Consider the following 19,801-nt stretch of genomic DNA (forward strand, 5'->3'; position numbering starts at 1 on the left):
GCTTTTCATACAGCCAGCACGCAATTAGTGCCTCAACTGTTATTAAAGATTATAAAATTCAAGGGATCAGTGATGATCTCGAAAAAAACGTTGAGCTTTACATTAAGCAACTGGTCGATGAAAAAACTTCTAAGGCATTAAGGCGTCACGCTAAAAGCCAAGTTGAAATGAGTTTAAAGGCCCTTGGTTATTATAAGCCGATAATCAAAATTAGTTTCGATGATGCTCAGCAGCTTTTAATTGTTGATGTTCAACGTGGTCCTGCTACCCGTATTGCAGATATTAACGTGACTATCACGGGTGCCGGTAAAGATGACGCTGAATTTATGTCTGCCGTCAACAGCATCAAAATCAAACAAGGTGACTTTTTAAATCACGGTAAATATGAAGCCGCAAGAAAACGTATTGAAAGCCAACTATTAGACTTAGGCTATTTTGATGCAAAATGGCATGAGCATAAATTGGCAGTTTCGCTAAAAAATAATAGCGCAAAAGTCATTTTCAATGTCGATACTGGGCCCCGTTATCAGTTTGGTGACATCACAATTGGTAGTGAGACTCCAGCCGAAAAATACATTCGTTCGCTGGCTGAATTTAAACAAGGTCAGCCTTATAAAGCGACCGAGATTTCTGATTACAACTTAGCATTGTCGAGTACCCCTTACTTTGCCAGTGTTCGTGTGTATGCAGATATTGCAAAACGTAAAAATAATCAAGTGCCTGTCAACGTTGATGTATTACACAAACCTGCCAATAGTTATGAAGTGGGTGGCGGTTATAGCACTGACCTTGGACCAAAAGTCCGTTTCAAATGGACCAAGCCTTGGATCACCGAAGATGGTCATTATTTAGAAAGTAACCTCAATGTATCTGAGCGCCAGCAAGATATTTCACTTGGCTATACGGTGCCAGTTGACGACCCTAATGATGATCTTTGGCGCTTTTCTGTGGGTTACAAGCTTGAAGATGAATTAACCAATGATTTATACAGTCGTATATTCACGGGACAGCTTCAGCGGCAGTGGCTCACTGATGACGATTGGGTACGTACTGCTTTTCTAAGACGCGATTACGAGACCTATCGAATAGGGGATGAAGAACAAAGCGCAAAAATGCTGATGCCTGGTATTAGTTATGCCAAAAAAGACACCGAGGGGGGCACAACGCCTTATGAAGGCTATCAATGGATGATGTCAGTAGAATTTGGTTTAAAAGATATGATGTCTTCAACCAATATTTTGCGCTTACAACTGCAAAATGCCTGGTTAACTACTTTTGCAGAACGCCATATGCTGTTTTTAAGAGCCAATCTAGGTGCCATGTTGGTTGATAACATAAATGATGTGCCGTTATCACTGCGTTTTTATGCCGGTGGTGATCAGAGTGTACGTGGTTTTGCCTATGAATCTATCTCCCCTGAAGATGAGAAAGGGCGCCTAATTGGTGGTAAATATTTAATGAGTGGCACTGTTGAATATAACTATCAATTTGCTGAACATTGGCGCGCAGCCTTATTTGTCGATAGTGGTACTGCGACTAATGATTTTAGTGATCGCGTCGAAGTTGGTGCCGGTTTTGGTTTTCGCTATTTAACACCGGTTGGCCCTGTACGTATCGACCATGCTTGGGGTTTAACAAAAGAAAGCAAAAGTACCCGATTAAGTATTACCATAGGGCCTGAAATCTAATGAAGATGTTAAAAAAGATAACCAAGGTTCTATCGATCACGTTGGCAAGTCTGCTAGTTATTGTGTTTTGTTTGCTATTCACCGCGCCCGGTAATCACTTTATTGCATACACAGCAAATAAGTTAGTTGATGGCTTAAAAGTCAACCTGCCATCTGGGCGTTTTTTATATAACGATGCATTTGATGTTCAGTTTGAAAATCAAGGCATCAAGCTTGAGGCAAAGCAGCTAAAAATTGATTTATTCTGGTGGCGTTGTGATGGTATCTGCCTAGATAATTTAAGCGCCCAGTCGATTGATCTAAGCATTAAAAGCCAAGCTGCATCAACTGAGCAGGGCTCTGAAGCAGAGCCTGAAGCTGAGCAAGCTGGTCAAATCAACTTACCAATGAAAGTTGCTGTTAAGCGAGTTGCAATTAATCGCTTTAATCTTGCGCATCCGAGTGCCGATGTAACAGTCAACAAATTAAACTTAAGTGGTCGCGGCGAAGCATCGGATATTAAAGTGGATACACTGACCATTGCTGATGTTGCTATGATGCTACACGAAGCAAAAGAGCAGCCTAAATCAACGCCATTAACAGAGCTGCCAGCATTACCATCACTCGATATTACGCTACCGATTAATATTGAGTTAAAGCAATTTCAAATCAGTAAAGTTGCTGTAACCCCTTATGGTGTTGAAGAGGCTCAGCTAGTCGAAAATATTGAATTAGTTGCGTCTGCTAAGGGCAGCGATATTAATCTTGAAAAGCTTGCTGCAAGTTATCAGCAATGGCAATTGCACTCTAATTTAATGGCAGAGCTTTCTGGTGAAAATACAATTGAGGGAGCAGTGTCTGTAAAAAGCACTGAGCATCAAGCGAAGTTATCGCTTTCAGGCCCGCTTGAGGATTTAAAGTTAGACCTAGTTACACAGGGAGCATACCCAGCAGAGTTAAAAGGGGCTGTGAACCTAAAACAAACAAATTACCCCTTTGATTTAACAGGCCAGATAGCAAAGTGGCAAATTACGACAGATACACAACAGCTGCAATTATCGGACTTTGATTTAAAAGCCAAAGGCCATGCCGATGCTTATGCTGTTGATTTGAGCCTAGTAACGCAGTTAGATGCATTACCGGCAATGACCGTGAAATCGCAATTACAAGGTAGTTTAACAAACGCAAAACTTGAGCAGTTAAGCCTCAATGCGAATGACAGTAAAGCAGACATTAACGCATCAGTTGATTGGTCGAACGGGGTAAAAAGCGAGTTTAAAGGGGTTTTAAGCCACTTAAAAGCCCAATACTTAACGGATGCACTAAGCAGTGATTTATCTGGTGAATTTAATGGTTCATTTAATTTACAGTCAGGTGAGTGGCAGCTTGCCTTAGATAACACGCAATTAAATGGTTCAGTTAATGAAGTGCCAGTGACCTTATTGTCGGATTTTGAACTTGATAGCAGCCTGCATGCGAGTTTTAAAAAACTTGAAGTGAAAAGCGGTAAAAATGAAATTGCGCTATCGGGACAGGTTGATGATGTATGGCGTGTAGACGGTAAATTGCGTCTAGATGCAAGTGGTCAAGATATCTTGCCTATGCAAGGCAAGGGTTTTGCTGATTTGAGCTTACGTGGTGAGCGTCTTGCGCCAACGGTTGATTTAAATCTAGTCCTTAATACATTGAGCTATCAAGATATTCAGGTTGATGGTTTAACATTAAAAGGGCAATTTGATTACGCAGCAGATTGGCAAACGGATGTGTCACTGGTGCTCGATTCTGCATCGATCGCAGAGCATAAAATTAATCAAATTGAGTTAGACGCCAGTGGCGATAAAACAGATCATCATTTAACTTTTTTACTCGATGCAGATCAAGGCAAGGCCTCATTTGATGTAGACGGTAAATTTAATAAAGAGACCTGGCAAGGTGCGCTAAGCCAAATTCTTGTTACCGATAATCAGGTACGCTTTGGCACTGATAAACCGGTTAATATTCAAGTAAATAACAAAACCTTTGACTTTAATGTAGGCGCGCATTGCTGGCAAAGTGATAACTCAAAACTATGCTTTGAGACCTTGCAGCAAACTGAGCAATTAGGCCAGTTAAATGCACAGCTTGCAGCGCTATCTATTGCTGAATTTAAACACTTCTTACCTGATAACTTGAAAGTAACAGGCGATGCAAATGGGGAGTTTGTTGCTAATTGGAATAATGGTGCATTGAAAACGATTCGCGCCAATATCAAAACTCAGCAGCTGGAAGCATCTTTAATTGATGACGCAAATGTTTATAAATTACCGATAGAGGTTTTAGATATCTCGGCAATGAGCGATGCGCAAACGGGTAAACTTAATGCCACAGTTGATTCATCTGTATTAGGTAAAGTGACGTCAGAGCTCAACATTGATGATATTCAAAATCAACAGACCTTAGCGGGCGACTTGGTTATTGAGAAAATTGAGTTAACAAACCTACGCCCTTTTATAGCTTCACTTGAGCAATTAACAGGCGACATAAAAGGTCGGTTAGCAATCGCAGGTACTTTAAAAGAGCCATTACTCAATGGTGATTTTGATGTTGAAAATATCAATCTAGAAGGGGCAACCTTGCCGGTATCGCTGCAAAACTCTTATGTGAACATTGCCTTTAATAACCAAAGTGCGAAGCTCACTGGCGAGCTCAAAGACACGGAAGGGGGCGCGCTTAATTTATCTGGCGGTGTTGATTGGCAGCAAGATTTACCGGACGTTGACGTGAGATTAAACGGTAAAGAGTTTTTTGTGCGTGCTCAGCAAGATGTCACCTTTAAAGTGTCTCCAGACTTAACTATGTCTTTAAAAAATAATGCGTTTAATCTTGATGGCCAAGTCGTCGTGCCATGGGGACGTATTGCGATTGAAGAGCTACCAGAAGGAGCTGTGCAAGTCAGCGATGATGAAGTCATTGTTGATATTGAGCAGCAACAGTCAGAAAAAGTCCCCTTTGATTATGCTATTAACTTAAAGGTGTTGGTTGAAAATGATGTGCGCGTTGACTCGTTTGGCTTACAGTCAAAAGTTGAAGGTGACATAAACATCAGCATGGACCAAGTTACGCCGATGATAGCAACGGGTGAGTTGAACCTAGTTCAAGGTACCTATCGTGCTTTTGGTCAAGACTTGCAAATTCGTACCGGTCAGGTGGGCTTTAGCGGCTCAATTGATAAACCGTACTTGAACATTAAGGCAATTCGTAATCCAGACAACACCTCGAATGGCGTGATTGCGGGTATTACCTTAACTGGTAATGTTGAACAGCCTTCATTAAAAGTATTCTCAGAGCCTGCGATGGACCAAGCCCAAGCATTGGCTTATTTATTAAATGGTCAACCTCTTGATGAAGGAGATAGTTCAACCGATGCGATGCTCACCCAATTACTGCTTGCCCAAGGTGTAAACCGTAGTGAAGGTGTGGTATCTAAAATTGGTGAAAGCTTTGGTTTGTCTGATGTTAGCTTAAGTTCAAGCGGTAGCGGGGATGACACCAAAGTTGAAATATCTGGCTATGTTACACCAGGTATTCAAGTAAAATACAGTGTCGGTATTTTTGATTCACTAAGTGAAGTGGCAGTTCGTTATCAATTGTTGTCGCAATTGTATATTGAGGTCACCAGCGGCCTTTATCAAAATGTTGATATTCTTTATAAATTTGATTGGGACTAATATCTCTACTTGTGATCAAACATCGCTTTTACTTGCTTATTAGGGCATAAGTTAATAGGCTGAATTGTCAATTACTTAAAAGATAATAACAATGAAATTAAGTCTATTAACTCTGTGTCTTGGCGTAGTTTTAGCTGCACCAATTACTGCAAAAGAAACAAGCCAAAAACGTTCCGCTGGCGAAATCATTAAAACCGCAAATAGCAATGAGTGGCGAAAAGTCAGTGCCGAAAACGTCATTAAATTAACCTTACCTACGGGTGCTGCTTATATTGAACTAAACGATAAACTAGCGCCTATTCACGCAAATAACATGCGACAGCTTGCCAAAGAAGGGTTTTATCAAGGCCTGAGTATGTATCGCTTTGTTGAAGGGTTTGTTGCGCAGGGCGGGGATGCCAGCGAAAGTAAACCTGTTAAAAATGCCAAAAAAGGGTTACCTGCTGAGTTTTATCTACGCACCGAGGCTCCTTTAGCGATTACAGAGCTTAAAGGGCCTGATGGCTATGCCGCTAAAACGGGCTTTTTAAATGGCTTTGCTGTGGCACAAAACCAAAGCCAAACCGAAACATGGCAAGTACATTGCCCAGGAATTTTTGCTATGGCCCGCGGTAATGATATTAATTCCGGTGGTACCGAATTTTATGTCACCATCGGTAATAGCCAGCGCTATTTAGACCGTAATATCACCGTGTTTGGTCGTGTTTTAGAAGGCATGGAGCACTTTAATCTATTGCAGCGTAAAGCCACTGAAGGTCAGCCATTTAACCCCATTACAGATATGCAAGTATTAGCAGATATTAAAGATACAGATAACAGTGAATTTCGGGTGATGAAAACAGACTTAAATGCCTTTAAAGACCTCATCGAAGCGCGTAAAAATCGAGTAGAAGCGTGGTTTGTTGAAAGCCCTGATTACATCGATGTTTGTGCAATGCCAATTCCAACCGAGAGGATTATGCCAACTCGCAATAATACTTAATCATTTTGAGGGATTAAATCTGTCGCTAACTGCGTTAAAAATCTCTCATTTAGAACAACTAAATAACGAAATTTTTGCCTTGTTATCAACGAGATTTTATTGCCTCAAAACTGTTCACTTAATTAAGCGAATTGGCATAAATAAAGCCATGACCACCTGATAGATTATTTGATACAATATCAGTCTATTGGTTAAGAAATATAAGGGTATCGGGTGGTTAACCTAGGTCCGCTGTTCGGCGAATTAAAAACGTGTTTACGCAAAGATCAATTCATCTTCAAAAAACGCCTTCATGGTATTAAAAAAATCAACGATGAAACTAAGCAAGCAAACATAGCGCAAAAAATAGCAGAAGATATTAGTCGTTCGCAGCAATTGCGCGAGCAACGTTTGGCTGCAATGCCTAAAGTGACCTACCCAGAACAACTTCCTGTTAGTCAAAAGAAAGATGACATTAAACAGGCGATCGCCAATAACCAAGTAGTGATCATCGCCGGTGAAACAGGCTCAGGTAAAACGACGCAGATCCCAAAAATGTGTTTAGAGCTTGGCCGGGGTGTTGATGGATACATTGGTCACACCCAGCCTCGCCGACTCGCGGCTCGAAGTGTCGCGAATCGTATTGCAGAAGAAATGCAATGCGAGCTAGGCCAACAAGTGGGTTTTAAAATTCGCTTTAGTGACCAAGTTTCTGACAATAGTTACATTAAATTGATGACAGACGGTATTCTGCTGGCTGAAATTCAACAAGACAGATACCTAAATCAGTACGATACCATCATCATCGATGAAGCCCACGAACGTAGCCTGAATATCGATTTCATTTTAGGCTATTTAAAAAATTTACTGCCAAAACGTCCTGACTTAAAAGTTATTATTACCTCAGCGACGATTGACCCAGAGCGTTTTTCTAAACATTTTGATGATGCACCCATCATCGAAGTATCCGGTCGAACTTTCCCAGTAGAGGTTCGTTATAGACCAACCACTGAAATCAACAAAGACGAGATGGAAGCGGATGGTGACCAATTACAGGGTATTTTTGATGCCGTTGATGAGCTGTGCGATGAAGGCCCTGGCGATATTCTGATTTTTATGAACGGTGAACGAGAGATTCGCGATACCGCCGATGCGTTATCAAAGCGAAACCTCAAAGGCACCGATGTTTTACCGCTCTATTCGCGTTTATCAAACGCAGAACAAAACCGAATTTTTGCGCCGCACAGCCGTCGTCATATTATTTTAGCCACCAACGTGGCTGAAACATCACTAACGGTGCCGGGTATTCGCTATGTTATCGACCCAGGTACCGCGCGCATCAGCCGTTATAGCTATCGTACCAAGGTACAACGATTACCAATTGAGCCAATTTCACAAGCCAGTGCCAATCAGCGAAAAGGCCGCTGTGGTCGTATTGAAGCGGGTATCTGTATTCGCTTATACAGTGAAGAAGACTTTAACTCGCGCCCGGAGTTTACTGATCCTGAAATTTTACGCACCAACTTAGCCTCTGTTATTTTGCAAATGCTTGGTTTAGGGCTTGGCGACATGCAGCAGTTCCCGTTTGTGCAAGCGCCGGATAGCCGTAATATCAACGATGGTTTAACGCTACTTGAAGAACTCGAAGCAATTAAGCCAGCTAAACGCCATAAAAAGACTGAGCTTACGAAATCAGGCAGAAGCTTAAGCCGTTTACCGGTTGATCCACGGTTAGCTAAAATGGTGCTGACTGCCGATGGCTTAGGTGCACTGCGTGAAGTGATTATTATTGTTGCGGCATTGTCGATTCAAGACCCAAGAGAGCGACCACAAGAAAAACGCGGTGCAGCGGATGAAAAGCATGGCCGTTTTGATGACCCTGATTCAGATTTTATCGCCTTTTTAAATCTGTGGAATTACCTTGAAGAGCAGCAATCTGAATTGAGCAATAGCCAGTTTAGAAAGTTATGCCAAAAGGACTTTTTAGCCTATATGCGTATTCGCGAATGGCAAGATATTGTTTATCAGCTATCAACGGTATGTAATGAAATGGGCATGAAGGCCACTACCAATGTTGCTGATAGCGAGCGAATTCATCAATCTTTATTAAGCGGTATGTTAAGTCATATTGGTTTTAAAGATGAAAAACAAACTTATAAAGGCGCCCGCAACAGCCAATTCCATATTTTCCCAGGTTCAGGATTATTTAAAAAGAGCCCAAAATGGATTATGTCGGCAGAGCTTGTTGAGACCAGTAAGCTTTATGCGCGGATCAACGCGCGCATAGACTTGAAATGGGTTGAAGGCTTTGCACAGCATTTAGTAAAGCGCAGCTACAGTGAACCGCATTGGGAGAAAAAGCCGGGTGCAGTTATCGCGTTTGAGCAGCAAACTTTGTATGGCCTATTAATTGTTAATAAGCGCCGCTGTGTATACAGCAATATTGATCCAAAAGTAAGTCGCGAGTTGTTTATTCGCACCGCTTTAGTAGAGCAAGAACTGGGTCAAAATGAAGGCTTTTTACAATATAACCAAGAGTTAATTGAAGATATTCAGGTTCTTGAAAATAAATCTCGCCGCCGTGATATTTTAGTTGATGAACAAACCCTGTTTGAATTCTACGACAAGAAAATTCCACAAGATGTAAATAATCGTGCCGCGTTTAATAAGTGGTGGAAAGGGCAAAAGCAAAAAGATAAGCGCTTTTTGCATATGTCTCGAGAAGAATTAATGCAGCATGGTGCTGATCATGTTACCGAGTTTGATTACCCAGATACTTGGCAGCAAGAGAACTTATTATTACCACTGGCATATCACTTTGATCCAGGGCAAGCCGTTGATGGTGTTGCGGTACAAATTCCAGTTGCACTGTTAAACCAAGTACAAGAAACTGGCTTTGATTGGCATATTCCTGCATTTAGGCATGAGTTAATTTGTGCGCTTATCAAGTCGCTACCAAAAACAATTCGTCGCAACTTTGTGCCTGCGCCAAACTACGCCGATGCGGTACTTGCTGCAATCGAGCCGATGCAAGGCAACCTAATTGATGCAATTAGCACGCGTTTATTGCGCATGACAGGAGTGCGTGTTGAACCAGATGCATGGGATTTATCAACCCTTGCTCCGCATTTACGCCTGCAGTTTGAAGTGCGCGATGAACACGATAAGTTACTCGCTCGCGGTTTAAATTTATCTAAACTAAAAGCCCAGTTACAAGGTAAGGTAACGGATACCTTATCGAAAGTAGCCGACAAGGGTATAGAAAAAGCTGATTTGACTGAGTGGAGCTTTGGCGAGTTACCAAGCTCTTACGTGAAAAAACAAGGTCAATATGAAATCAAGGCGTTTCCAGCGCTGGTGGATAAAAAAGACTCAGCCGCGGTTGAGCTATTTGATAATGAACACAAAGCACAGCAAGCGCACCAACAAGGTTTACGCCGCTTAGTGTTATTAAATGTGCCATCACCAATTAAGTATTTACAACAAAACTTACCAAACAAATCTAAATTAGGTTTGTACTTTAATCCGTTTGGTAAGGTCAATGACTTAATTGATGACTGTATCGCTGCAGCCGTCGATAGCCTATTAACTAAATACGGCAACATTCGCACAGCAGATGCGTTTGAAAAGGCGAAAGAGCAAATTCGCGGTGAACTTGGTGATACGGTTGTTGAGATCGCTACTCAAGTAGAGCAAGTGCTAAGTATTGCTCATGGCTTAAATAAACGTATGAAAGGACGCGTTGATTTAACCATGATCACGGCGCACGGTGATATTAAATCACAGTTACAAAGCTTAGTGTTCAAAGGCTTTGTTAGCCAGCACGGCGCAGCAAAAATGACGGATTTAATTCGTTACTTAAAAGCCATTGAACGCCGCCTAGAAAAGCTCCCTGTTGATCCTAATCGTGATAGGTTGTGTGTGCTTGAGCTTGAAAAAGTAGCTGAGCAATATCAAAAATTAGCTAATAAAATTCCTAAGGGTATGCCAATTCCTGAAGAGATCAGTGCGATATTTTGGATGCAACAGGAGTTACGTGTTTCTTTATTTGCACAAACACTAGGGACACCTTATCCTGTATCTGCTAAACGTGTTTTAAACGCAATCAAAGAATGTGAGTTATAATACTAAGGAATGAGCAATGAGGTTAGCGCCTCCTTGCTTTAAGTTACAAACACAGATGCTAAAAGGAGATTATGTGGGCATTGAAAAGGAAAAACCGATCTCAGTTCCTGAGCGTACGGTAAATCGACCGCGACCAACTATTTTGGTCGTCGATGATGAATATTTTAATTTTGAAATGCTCAAAGCAAGCCTTGGGGATGAGTTCTCATTAAGTTATGCAAACTCAGGCGCATCGTGTTTAACTTCAGCCATTGCAGAGCCGCCAGATGCTATACTACTAGATGTTTGTATGCCGGGCTTAGATGGTTATGATACTTGCCGCTTACTAAAAAACACCCCAGAAACAGAGCAAATTCCTGTTGTCATGGTGTCTGGTCTTGAAACCGAGCTTGAACAAAAAGCAGGGTTTGATGCCGGTTGCGACGCCTATGTAGTGAAGCCTTTTTCTGTTAAAACATTAATAGAGAAAATAAAAACACTGGTATAGGAGGCCATATGTTTCATGAGGAGAAACGCGATTTTCGCCGCATGCAAATTCATACCCCTGCAAAACTAATCCCGTTAGATGTTGTTAATGGTGAAGAAATTCAGGCTATGTGCACTGATTTAAGTGCAACAGGGCTGGCAATTCACCTTGATGAAGTTTTAGAAATAGGCAGTCTGTATCGGGTGTTAATTGCTTCGACTAGCACGGCTATTACCTCATTTGATGCAACAGCCCGTGTGATACGAGCAACCAAGGAGCAAGATGGCTCCTTGAGTGCCGGTTTAGAAATTGTAAGTTTTAACTAGTAAACCTTACAGATCAGGCCTTTAAGATAAAAGCCTTCTGGGTAGCTGCCAGCAATTGGGTGGTCGGCAGCTTGGTTTAATCGTTCCATGATCAACAAGTCTTTACCTGCATCAAGGGCTGCATCCGCAACCACTTTTTGAAATAAATTTTGTTCCATTAATCCAGAGCACGAGAAAGTGAGTAAAGTGCCACCTGGTTTTAAGATTTGCATCGCAATCATATTAATATCTTTATAACCACGGCAAGCACCGGTTAATTGCGCTTTGTTGTCAGCAAATTTTGGTGGATCCATAACGATAGTATCAAATTGCACACCTTCATCACGGTATTGGCGCAACAACTTAAAGACATCTTGTTTAACGAAATCAACTTTAGACAAATCAAGGTTGTTATGCTCAACGTTACGCTTAGCCGTATCAAGTGCTGGCTGGGATACATCGACGTTAGTAACGTGTTTACAACCACCACGCAAAGCATAAAGCGAGAAAGTACCTGTGTAGCTAAAGCAGTTTAATACTGTTTTGTCTTTAACAAAGCGCTCAAGAGCTGCACGACTATCACGTTGGTCTAAGTAAAAGCCAGTTTTGTGGCCTTCAAGAATGTCTACTTCGAGTTTTAAGCCATTTTCTTCAATGACGACTGGCTCTGTTGGTTCTTTACCCCAAAGTACGCCCTTGATTGGCTCAAGGCCTTCTTTAGTACGAACATCAACATCTGATCGCTCATAAATATCGCAACCAGGGAAAATGGCCATAAGTGCAGCAACAATTTCACCTTTATGGCGCTCTGCACCGGCACTAAGCAGTTGGCACACCAGTACATTATCAAATTTATCGATAGTGATGCCTGGCAAGTAGTCAGACTCAGCAGCGCTTAAACGAAAACCCGTTAAGCCGCCTTCGCTGATCACCTGTTCGCGCGCAGCATAGGCACGGCGCAAACGCTTTTCAAAAAATGCTTGGTCAATGATTTCGTTTTGATCGAAGCTCCATACGCGAGCACGTATTTGTGATTGCGGGCTGTAAGCTGCAATCGCTAAAAACTTACCGTCATTGTCATAGATTGTGACAGTATCACCTAGTCCTGGCTTACCTTTTACTTTTTTAATGGCTTTTGAGAACACCCAAGGGTGTTTTCTTTTTAATGATTTTTCTCGTCCAGCTTGCAGGTAAATAGCAGATGACATAGGGATTCTCGCGTCAAACAAAAGGGGGCACAGTTTAATGAAGCACTGGCAAACATACAATGAATGTTTTGAACAAATCCAGTAAGCACGCTAAAGTAAGCATAATTTCAATCAGTTAATGGTGATAGCCAGTATATGCAGCCAGAAATAGACTTTGCAGCGTTAGAAACTCAGTGTCGAGACTTTATTTTGTCTTTACTCCATGCCGATGTCGCACACGATATTAGTCATATTGAGCGAGTAGTGAGGGTTGCAAAACAATTATGTATTGCCGAGCAGGCAGAAATGGCTGTGGTGTTACCCGCAGCTTGGTTACATGATTGTGTTGCTGTTGCTAAAAACCACCCAGACAGGGCAAAAGCATCGACCATGGCTGCAGATAAGGCGTTAAGTTTTTTAGCCTCAATTAATTATCCTGAGCAGTATTTTAGTGCTATTCATCATGCTATTGCGGCACATAGCTTTAGTGCCAATATCAAAGTCCAATGTGTCGAAGCTCAAATTGTGCAAGACGCGGATCGAATGGATGCATTAGGTGCAATTGGTGTGAGTCGCTGCATGAAAGTAGGGGGCTCAATTGGTCGTTATCTGTATCATAAAGACGATCCATTTTGCTTAAACCGCGAACCTGACGATACAAAATACACCCTCGATCATTTCTTCATTAAGCTGTTACACATTAGCGAGAGTATGAACACGCCATCGGCAAAAGATGAAGCTAAACGACGTACAGCTTACATGCTCGAATTTTTAGAGCAGTTAAAAACCGAAATTGGCGAGTAACATGGCTATTCCATCTTTATGTGGTGTTGATCATTGCCACTTAAATGTTGATGATTTATCGGCTGCGCTAAAGTGGTATGAGCAAGTACTTGGCTTTAATGTTGTACCAGAGCTTGCTTTTTGGGATGAAGGAAAAGGGCCTTTAACCTTAGAGGACCAAGCAAAGACAATTCGTTTAGCACTCTTTGAAGCAGACGGTAGAAGCAAAGGTATTGCTTTTGGCGCAAGTGCAGCACAGTTTTTAGCATGGCTTGAGCATCTCGCTCAGTTTGATGTTAAAACTCTTGTTGCTGACCACGGTGTTACTTATTCAATGTATTTTAAAGATTGTGCTGGTAATAGCCATGAAATCACTTCGCATGATTATGATGCAATTAAAAAAGGCCTCAAATGAGGCCTTAATATCTCAGCTCGTATATGTGTTTTTGATTTCTATGATGCTATCTATTTGACCAATAAATAAATCAACTAGTTGCGGGTCAAAATGCTTACCAGCTTCGTCTTTCAATAAGTCGAGCGCTTCTTCAACCGACCAGGCTTTTTTATAAGGGCGTTTTGAGGTTAAAGCATCAAACACATCTGCAATGGTGACAATACGCCCTTCAATACTGATTTCTTCGCCTTTCAGGCCATACGGATAACCCGTACCATCCCATTTTTCATGGTGTTCAAGGGCAAGCTTATGCGCAAGTTGTAATAGCGGCGAAGTTGAGTTCTCTAAAATCTTCGCACCGATTAAGGCATGTTGTTTCATGTGCTCGTATTCGTTTTCGTTTAAGCGCCCAGGCTTTAATAGTACTGAATCAGGAATGCCTATCTTACCAACGTCATGCATAGGCGCTGCCTGTTTAAGCTGCTCGGCCTCGTACTCACTCATGCCATAGGCAAGGGCGAGTACTTTACTGTAGCGGCTCATTCTTGCAATGTGCTCACCGGTGTCGGTGTCTTTATATTCTGCGGCGCGGCCTAAACGTTGGATCAAATCAATGTGGGCTAATTGCAGTTGCTCAGCTTGCACTAATGATAAATGATTTTTAACCCGCGCCCTGACAATCGCAGGGCTAATTGGTTTGGTAATATAATCGACTGCACCTAGAGCAAAGCCTTCAGACTCATCCTGCTCATGAGAAAGTGCGGTAACAAAGATAACAGGAATATGAGCAGTTTTAGGGTTTGCTTTTAACACTTTACAGACTTCGAAACCGCTCATATCTGGCATCATAATATCGAGCAAAATCAACTTAGGAGGTTCATTCTCAATAAGCTGAAGAGCAAGCTCGCCAGATTTTGCAAACGATAAGCGATAATCGTTAGCGAGTACTTCACGGATCACTTTTAAATTGGCTGGTTCATCATCGACGACCAAAATTCTTGCACGTTCTGAGATTTGCGTCATAGGTGTTCCTTAGCAGCTTGGAGAGTGTGCTTTAAAGCTGATAAAGCAGTGCTTGCTGCATCAAAGTCAAAGTTTTCAAAATGCGCACAAATTTCAACAACCTGATCTTGGTAGGTTGCCGGTGCTTGGGATTGCACTTGGCTTAATAAATCATCGTCTATTTCTGCATGCTCAGCTTGCGCTTGCAGTGCCTCAATTTGGCTAATAAATGCGCCCAGCGACGTTTCGTGTATGGGTTGCTGTTGTGAACTAGACTGCGGCTGTTCTGCAAGTAATGCAATCAGCGTTTGCCATTCCTGTTCGCACTCGGCAATGAGTGTAGGGAAGCTTTCCTTTTCACGTTCTTTCTCAGCGTTTGATAACAAGTATAATAATTTTGCTAGTGCTAAATTACCCGCGACTCCTTTAAGAGTATGCAAAATTGCTTTTTGTTCGTCTTCACTGAGTTTCTGATCCTTCAGTCGTAGAATACTCTGTTGATGATTGCTTAGGAATAAGCCAATTTCCGTATTTAATTTCTCTTTGCTTCCCCACATCAAAACACCTTTGTCGTAGTTGATGTGCTTTTTCTCATCACCGACTTTATTGTTAGTGATTTTATTTACTTCTAAACCAAGCACTTTCGCAATTTCATGGTTCAGCTGGTTAATATCAACGGGTTTATTTGCAAAGCCATTCATACCGGCCTGCTTTGTAGTAATTTTATCTTGTTGTAAAACACTCGCCGTCAACGCGATGATAGGTGTAATTTTTAAACATCTGATTTTCTCTATTTCGCGGATTTCTTTACAGGCCGTAATGCCATCACATTCCGGCATATGTATATCCATCAAAATCACATCAAAGCTTTGCTGTTCAAATGCTGCAATGGCTTCAAGACCATTGTGAGCCGTACTGATGGTGTGCCCAGCTTGCGTTAATAAAATGTTCAGTAGCTCAACATTTTGCTCAATGTCATCAACCACTAATATGCGAAGTTTTGGTAAGTTTAATTGATTACAAGTTAGGGTATCGACTTGGCTGATATCACCTTCCTGTAAAGGAAGGCTAAAGTAGAAGCAGCTCCCTTTACCTTCTTCACTAATAGCACCAATTGAACCACCCATTAACTCAACAAGCTGCTTACTAATAGTGGTGCCAAGACCTGTGCCACCAAATCGGCGTGTCATGGTGCCGTCGGCTTGTTCAAATGGCTGGAAAATAGCATCTAAGCGGTGCTTGGCTATGCCAATACCGCTGTCTTGTACTTCGAAAAACAATTGTTTATTTTGAGTTTGACTCACCGTAATTGTGACAGACCCTTGCTCGGTAAATTTAATTGCATTCCCGATGAGATTATTCATCACTTGGCGAATGCGAGACTCATCGCCAATATAAATAGGCGCAACACTATCAGCGATAATCAAATCAAGCAGAATATCTTTACGCTTCGCTTCAAGCCAAAAAGTCGAGACGATATTGTCGAGCAAGGCTTGTACGTTAAAGTGCTCTGCCTGAATATCGAGTTTGCCTTTTTCTAACTTTGCAGAATCTAGTACTTCATTGAGCAAATGCAACAGTGAGCGAGCTGATTTATTGACGGTAATAATATGTTTTTGTTGCTCTTTACTAAGAGGACTATCCATTAATATGTCGCTAAAGCCGATTATTGCATTCATTGGCGTGCGTATTTCATGGCTCATGTTTGCCATAAATGATTGTTTTGCTTGTGCTGCGGCTTCAGCTTCTTGTTTTGCTTTTTTGAGTGATTCTTCATATTCGTGACGAGCGGTGATATCTATAAGTACACCATCGATCCACTTTTGTTCAGAATCACTATTTTCGTTAATTGTTCCTTGGTCTAAAACCCACACAACTTTGCCATTTCGGTGGCGAATGCGGTACTCAACCGCATATTGGTTTTTTTCAGCTATGGCTTTTTCCATAACTTCATCAATATGCGCTACATCATCGTTATTAATGATTTGAGCAAATGTAACTGTGCCATCGGTAAACTCTTCAGGGCTGTAACCTGTTAAGTCAGAAACACTGGGGCTTATAAACTTCATCGTCCAATGTTCATCTAACAAACAACGAAATACAGCGCCTGGGGTATTGTTCATTAAGGTACGATATTGTTTCTCTTTTTCTTCGAGACTTTGCTGTAGTGCACGTTGCTCTGTTAAATCGGTTATAAAGCCAACAAACAATGTTTCTGCGTTAGGCTGTTTTACTTCACCAAGGCCAAGTCGAATAGGAAATAAATGACCATTTTTGTGCTTCGCAAACACATTACGGTTAACGCCAATCACTTTTTTAACTTCATGCCTGCTACTATCAGCTAAGTAGCCATCATGTTGCGCGGCTATATCGTCGTTCATTAATAGTTTTACGTTTTTGCCCAGCACTTCGTCTTGGCGCCAACCAAAAATAGTTTCTGCTGATTTATTAAAGCTTAAAATAATGCCATGAATATTAATCGTTACGATACCATCTATTGCGGTGCCTAAAATGGCATCTAAGCGCGACTCTTCTGCTGATTTTTCTGCCAGTAATAAGCGATAACGCACCATGCCGTTAATAATCCCAACCAGAGCAGTCAATAATACGGTAGCAAATGAAACGCTAATGGCGATAAAAGTAAGTTGCGACGTTTGAACGTTTTCAGATAACAAAGGTGAGGTTGCAACAAAGCGGGTGGCGGCCATTCCCATATAGTGCATACCCGCTACGGCAAAGCCAAAGATAATGGCGCAAATGATGCGGGTTTGTAAAACCGTAAGCTTTTTAAAGTGCTCGCCTAAGTGAAATCGCGCATATAAGCCGACAAAAGATAATGCAACAGCCACCACAATTGATGCTGCAAACCAAGCCGGGTCGTAGCGAAGCAGCGGACTCATTTGCATGGCGGCCATGCCCGAGTAGTGCATCGCACCAATGCCAGAGCCAAGTAATACAGAGCCAATGAGTAGCTTTATTGTTGTTGGTATTTGCTTTAAATCTTTGCGTTTCAAAAATGAAAATGCGGTATAGCAGGCTAAAAATGCAGGAATAAATGAAAAAAATGTCAGTGTAGGGTCGTACTCCACTGTGGTGCATAATGAAAAAGCCAGCATGCCGATAAAGTGCATACTCCAAATCCCACCTGACATCACCAAGGCACCTGTTGCACTGCCTAATTTACGGTACGAATCAAATTGAGTTCTATTTGCTAAATCAATGATATAGAGTGAAAAATAAGCAGCAAAAATAGCCGTAGCAATAGAAAGAGCAACTAAGCTTGGATCATAGACACCACTTACTATTAGGCTGGGGTTTTGATCGGTAATAAAAAATTTCGCGAGCATAATATTTTTTTGAAACGGCTTGTTATAGCAGTCTAATACAAATTGTTCTGAATTTAGAGAAAAACCTATCACTTAAGTACGTAGGATTCAAAACCTTGGCTATATTTAATTAAAAAGGAGTAGTTCGAGGTGGGTAGATGAGAAGAACCGAGCAAACTTTAGTTGAACAAATGCAAATTAATGATGTAGAAATTCAGCACAGAATGAGTTTATTAGGGCTGACTTCAAACAGTCTCTCATCATTATTAAACTACAAGCCCATTATAGAATCAGCCATTGAAAATGTGGTTAATGAGTTTTATAAAAAACAAACTGAAGTAGATGAAATTTCGTTATTAATTGGCGATGCAGATACTTTAACACGACTCAGAGATGCGCAAAGGCAGTATATAATCGATTTATTTTGCGGTCGTTACGAACATGAGTATGTTAATAACCGCTTAAGGATTGGTATGGTGCATAAGCGTATTGGTGTTGAACCTAAGCTTTACTTATCGGCTGTGTGTACTTTAAAAGAGCTCATATTTAATGTACTTCGCACCACAATAAGCGATCAAGAAGAATTAAATCATACCCTTAACATCATTGATAAATTAATTTACTTTGATACTACCTTGGTCTTTGATACTTATATCGACAGCTTAGTGGGCGAAATTGAAAATGCGAAACGCCGCACCGAAGTGTATGCAAAAGGCCTTGAAGAAAAAGTTGCTCAGCGCACTCAAGAACTAGAGAAACTCGCTAAACTCGACCCACTCACCAACCTCTACAACCGGCGTGTCATGCAAGAGCTATTACAACGCGACCTTGCCAGAGCCAGACGTCACAAATCACCATTAACGGTTGTTTATTTTGATCTTGATGACTTTAAGTCAGTGAATGACACACAAGGGCATTTAAAAGGCGACGAAGTCCTTAAATATATAGGGCAATACTTACTTGAAAATATTCGCGAGATTGATATACCGTGCCGCTATGGAGGGGATGAGTTTTGTATCATTTTACCTGATTGCGAGTTAGATAGCGCTTTTAGTATTTGCGAAAAACTTATAGCCGCATTTGAACAACAATACCCTGAGCTGCATTTAAGCTTTGGTCTTATTGCAGCACCGCTTGATAGCACAGTAGATGCTGAAGAGTTAATTAATCGTGCCGACAAAAAAATGTATCAGGCAAAAGAGCATAAGGGTTCATACATCATGCGTTAGCGAGTCATGCGCTTTACAAAAACAACGACGAATAAAGCGAGCGAGAAGCTACCACAAAATGCTTCTATGGCTGCGATTAACCTCGAAAAACCTATTGGCGTAATGTCACCATAGCCAAGCGTTGTAAAAGTCACCACGCTGAAATAAAAACTATTCAGTAAGGCCGACAAATTGCTTTGAAATGAGTTTTCAAAGCTCAGCTGCATCACAGAATCTTGATAACTAACCCCAAATAAGAAATAACAAAATGCACAGCAAATAATGAGTGACAGACTAAAGCGAATGACATTTTCGGGCTTTTCGCCATAACCACATAATATATCTATAAAGCTAGAAGTAATTTGCTTGGTTGAGCCTTTGCGGTATTGCGCATGGCGCATTCTTAATTCTTTGTAGGTGAAGTTACCGGCGAGTTCAAAAAGTCCTTGATGCTCAGAGGCTTTTCTTAAATTGCGATATATTTCTTCAGATTGCTCAAATAAGTCTCGTGCTTCATCATGCTGCTTATTTTTACGTGCTTTAAATGCAGCCGCTTCTTGTAATAATTGGTCACCCAATTCGATATTATCAATTCGACTGTCGTTGAGTTTGATGCCCAATAAGTTGGTATTTTTTAAATCACAGTAATGCAAACTCGCACTATGTAAAT

At 41.3% G+C, this 19,801-nt stretch carries 13 protein-coding genes; 9 read left to right on the forward strand and 4 right to left on the reverse strand.

Annotation, left to right across the window (positions count from 1 at the left end):
• Positions 1 to 23: 23 nt before the first annotated feature.
• The 6 genes from L1D51_RS14185 to L1D51_RS14210 all read left to right on the forward strand — a co-directional run bounded on the left by L1D51_RS14185 (position 24) and on the right by L1D51_RS14210 (position 11,252).
• Positions 24 to 1,688, forward strand: a complete 1,665-nt coding sequence (locus tag L1D51_RS14185) for an autotransporter assembly complex protein TamA (RefSeq protein WP_425605547.1) — start codon at positions 24 to 26, stop codon at positions 1,686 to 1,688.
• Positions 1,688 to 5,374 (forward strand): autotransporter assembly complex protein TamB, encoded by a 3,687-nt coding sequence (gene tamB, locus L1D51_RS14190; RefSeq protein WP_239963951.1) that lies wholly within the window; start codon positions 1,688 to 1,690, stop codon positions 5,372 to 5,374. Before L1D51_RS14185 ends, tamB begins: the two co-directional genes overlap by 1 nt.
• Positions 5,375 to 5,465: 91 nt before the next feature.
• Positions 5,466 to 6,356 (forward strand): peptidylprolyl isomerase, encoded by an 891-nt coding sequence (locus tag L1D51_RS14195; RefSeq protein WP_239963952.1) that lies wholly within the window; start codon positions 5,466 to 5,468, stop codon positions 6,354 to 6,356.
• A 213-nt stretch (positions 6,357 to 6,569) separates the two neighbouring features.
• Positions 6,570 to 10,460 (forward strand): ATP-dependent RNA helicase HrpA, encoded by a 3,891-nt coding sequence (gene hrpA, locus L1D51_RS14200; protein WP_239963953.1) that lies wholly within the window; start codon positions 6,570 to 6,572, stop codon positions 10,458 to 10,460.
• 139 nt (positions 10,461 to 10,599) lie between these two features.
• Entirely contained in the window at positions 10,600 to 10,947 is a 348-nt protein-coding gene (locus tag L1D51_RS14205; protein WP_268795275.1) for a response regulator, read from the forward strand.
• Positions 10,948 to 10,955: 8 nt separating this feature from the next.
• Positions 10,956 to 11,252: a PilZ domain-containing protein gene (locus tag L1D51_RS14210; protein WP_054564030.1), complete on the forward strand. Its 297-nt coding sequence runs from the start codon at positions 10,956 to 10,958 to the stop codon at positions 11,250 to 11,252.
• Here L1D51_RS14210 and L1D51_RS14215 read toward each other — a convergent pair.
• Positions 11,249 to 12,439, reverse strand: a complete 1,191-nt coding sequence (locus tag L1D51_RS14215; RefSeq protein WP_054564029.1) for a class I SAM-dependent methyltransferase — start codon at positions 12,437 to 12,439, stop codon at positions 11,249 to 11,251. The two genes, L1D51_RS14210 and L1D51_RS14215, sit on opposite strands and share 4 nt — an antisense overlap.
• 135 nt (positions 12,440 to 12,574) lie before the next feature.
• Between L1D51_RS14215 and L1D51_RS14220 the strand changes: the two genes are divergently transcribed.
• Together L1D51_RS14220 and L1D51_RS14225 are read left to right on the forward strand one after the other, a co-directional pair.
• Positions 12,575 to 13,222, forward strand: a complete 648-nt coding sequence (locus tag L1D51_RS14220) for an HD domain-containing protein (RefSeq protein ID WP_239963954.1) — start codon at positions 12,575 to 12,577, stop codon at positions 13,220 to 13,222.
• Between the two features lies 1 nt (position 13,223).
• Positions 13,224 to 13,616 (forward strand): VOC family protein, encoded by a 393-nt coding sequence (locus L1D51_RS14225; protein WP_239963955.1) that lies wholly within the window; start codon positions 13,224 to 13,226, stop codon positions 13,614 to 13,616.
• A gap of 12 nt (positions 13,617 to 13,628) precedes the next feature.
• On the opposite strand, the gene L1D51_RS14230 is transcribed toward L1D51_RS14225, so the two are convergent.
• The gene (locus L1D51_RS14230) at positions 13,629 to 14,618 is read right to left on the reverse strand and encodes a response regulator (RefSeq protein WP_054564026.1); all 990 of its coding nucleotides are present in this window, start codon (positions 14,616 to 14,618) and stop codon (positions 13,629 to 13,631) included.
• Positions 14,615 to 17,944, reverse strand: coding sequence for a PAS domain S-box protein (locus L1D51_RS14235; protein ID WP_239963956.1), 3,330 nt, complete (start codon positions 17,942 to 17,944; stop codon positions 14,615 to 14,617). Before L1D51_RS14235 ends, L1D51_RS14230 begins: the two co-directional genes overlap by 4 nt.
• Before the next feature lie 137 nt (positions 17,945 to 18,081).
• Between L1D51_RS14235 and L1D51_RS14240 the strand changes: the two genes are divergently transcribed.
• Positions 18,082 to 19,152: a GGDEF domain-containing protein gene (locus L1D51_RS14240; protein ID WP_054564025.1), complete on the forward strand. Its 1,071-nt coding sequence runs from the start codon at positions 18,082 to 18,084 to the stop codon at positions 19,150 to 19,152.
• Here L1D51_RS14240 and L1D51_RS14245 read toward each other — a convergent pair.
• Positions 19,149 to 19,801, reverse strand: a 653-nt coding sequence (locus tag L1D51_RS14245; RefSeq protein WP_239963957.1) for a potassium channel family protein, incomplete at its 5' end; no start/stop codon positions are given. The genes L1D51_RS14240 and L1D51_RS14245 overlap by 4 nt on opposite strands.

Source organism: Pseudoalteromonas shioyasakiensis (assembly GCF_022398475.1).
Lineage (GTDB): Bacteria > Pseudomonadota > Gammaproteobacteria > Enterobacterales > Alteromonadaceae > Pseudoalteromonas.

Bases quoted from the DNA above. Each gene is read 5' to 3' on its own strand.
- L1D51_RS14240 (WP_054564025.1), top strand. From the start codon at position 18,082: ATGAGAAGAACCGAGCAAACTTTAGTTGAACAAATGCAAATTAATGAT.
- L1D51_RS14225 (WP_239963955.1), top strand. From the start codon at position 13,224: ATGGCTATTCCATCTTTATGTGGTGTTGATCATTGCCACTTAAATGTT.
- L1D51_RS14215 (WP_054564029.1), bottom strand. From the start codon at position 12,439: ATGTCATCTGCTATTTACCTGCAAGCTGGACGAGAAAAATCATTAAAA.
- L1D51_RS14235 (WP_239963956.1), bottom strand. From the start codon at position 17,944: ATGCTCGCGAAATTTTTTATTACCGATCAAAACCCCAGCCTAATAGTA.
- L1D51_RS14195 (WP_239963952.1), top strand. From the start codon at position 5,466: ATGAAATTAAGTCTATTAACTCTGTGTCTTGGCGTAGTTTTAGCTGCA.
- L1D51_RS14230 (WP_054564026.1), bottom strand. From the start codon at position 14,618: ATGACGCAAATCTCAGAACGTGCAAGAATTTTGGTCGTCGATGATGAA.
- tamB (WP_239963951.1), top strand. From the start codon at position 1,688: ATGAAGATGTTAAAAAAGATAACCAAGGTTCTATCGATCACGTTGGCA.
- L1D51_RS14220 (WP_239963954.1), top strand. From the start codon at position 12,575: ATGCAGCCAGAAATAGACTTTGCAGCGTTAGAAACTCAGTGTCGAGAC.
- L1D51_RS14210 (WP_054564030.1), top strand. From the start codon at position 10,956: ATGTTTCATGAGGAGAAACGCGATTTTCGCCGCATGCAAATTCATACC.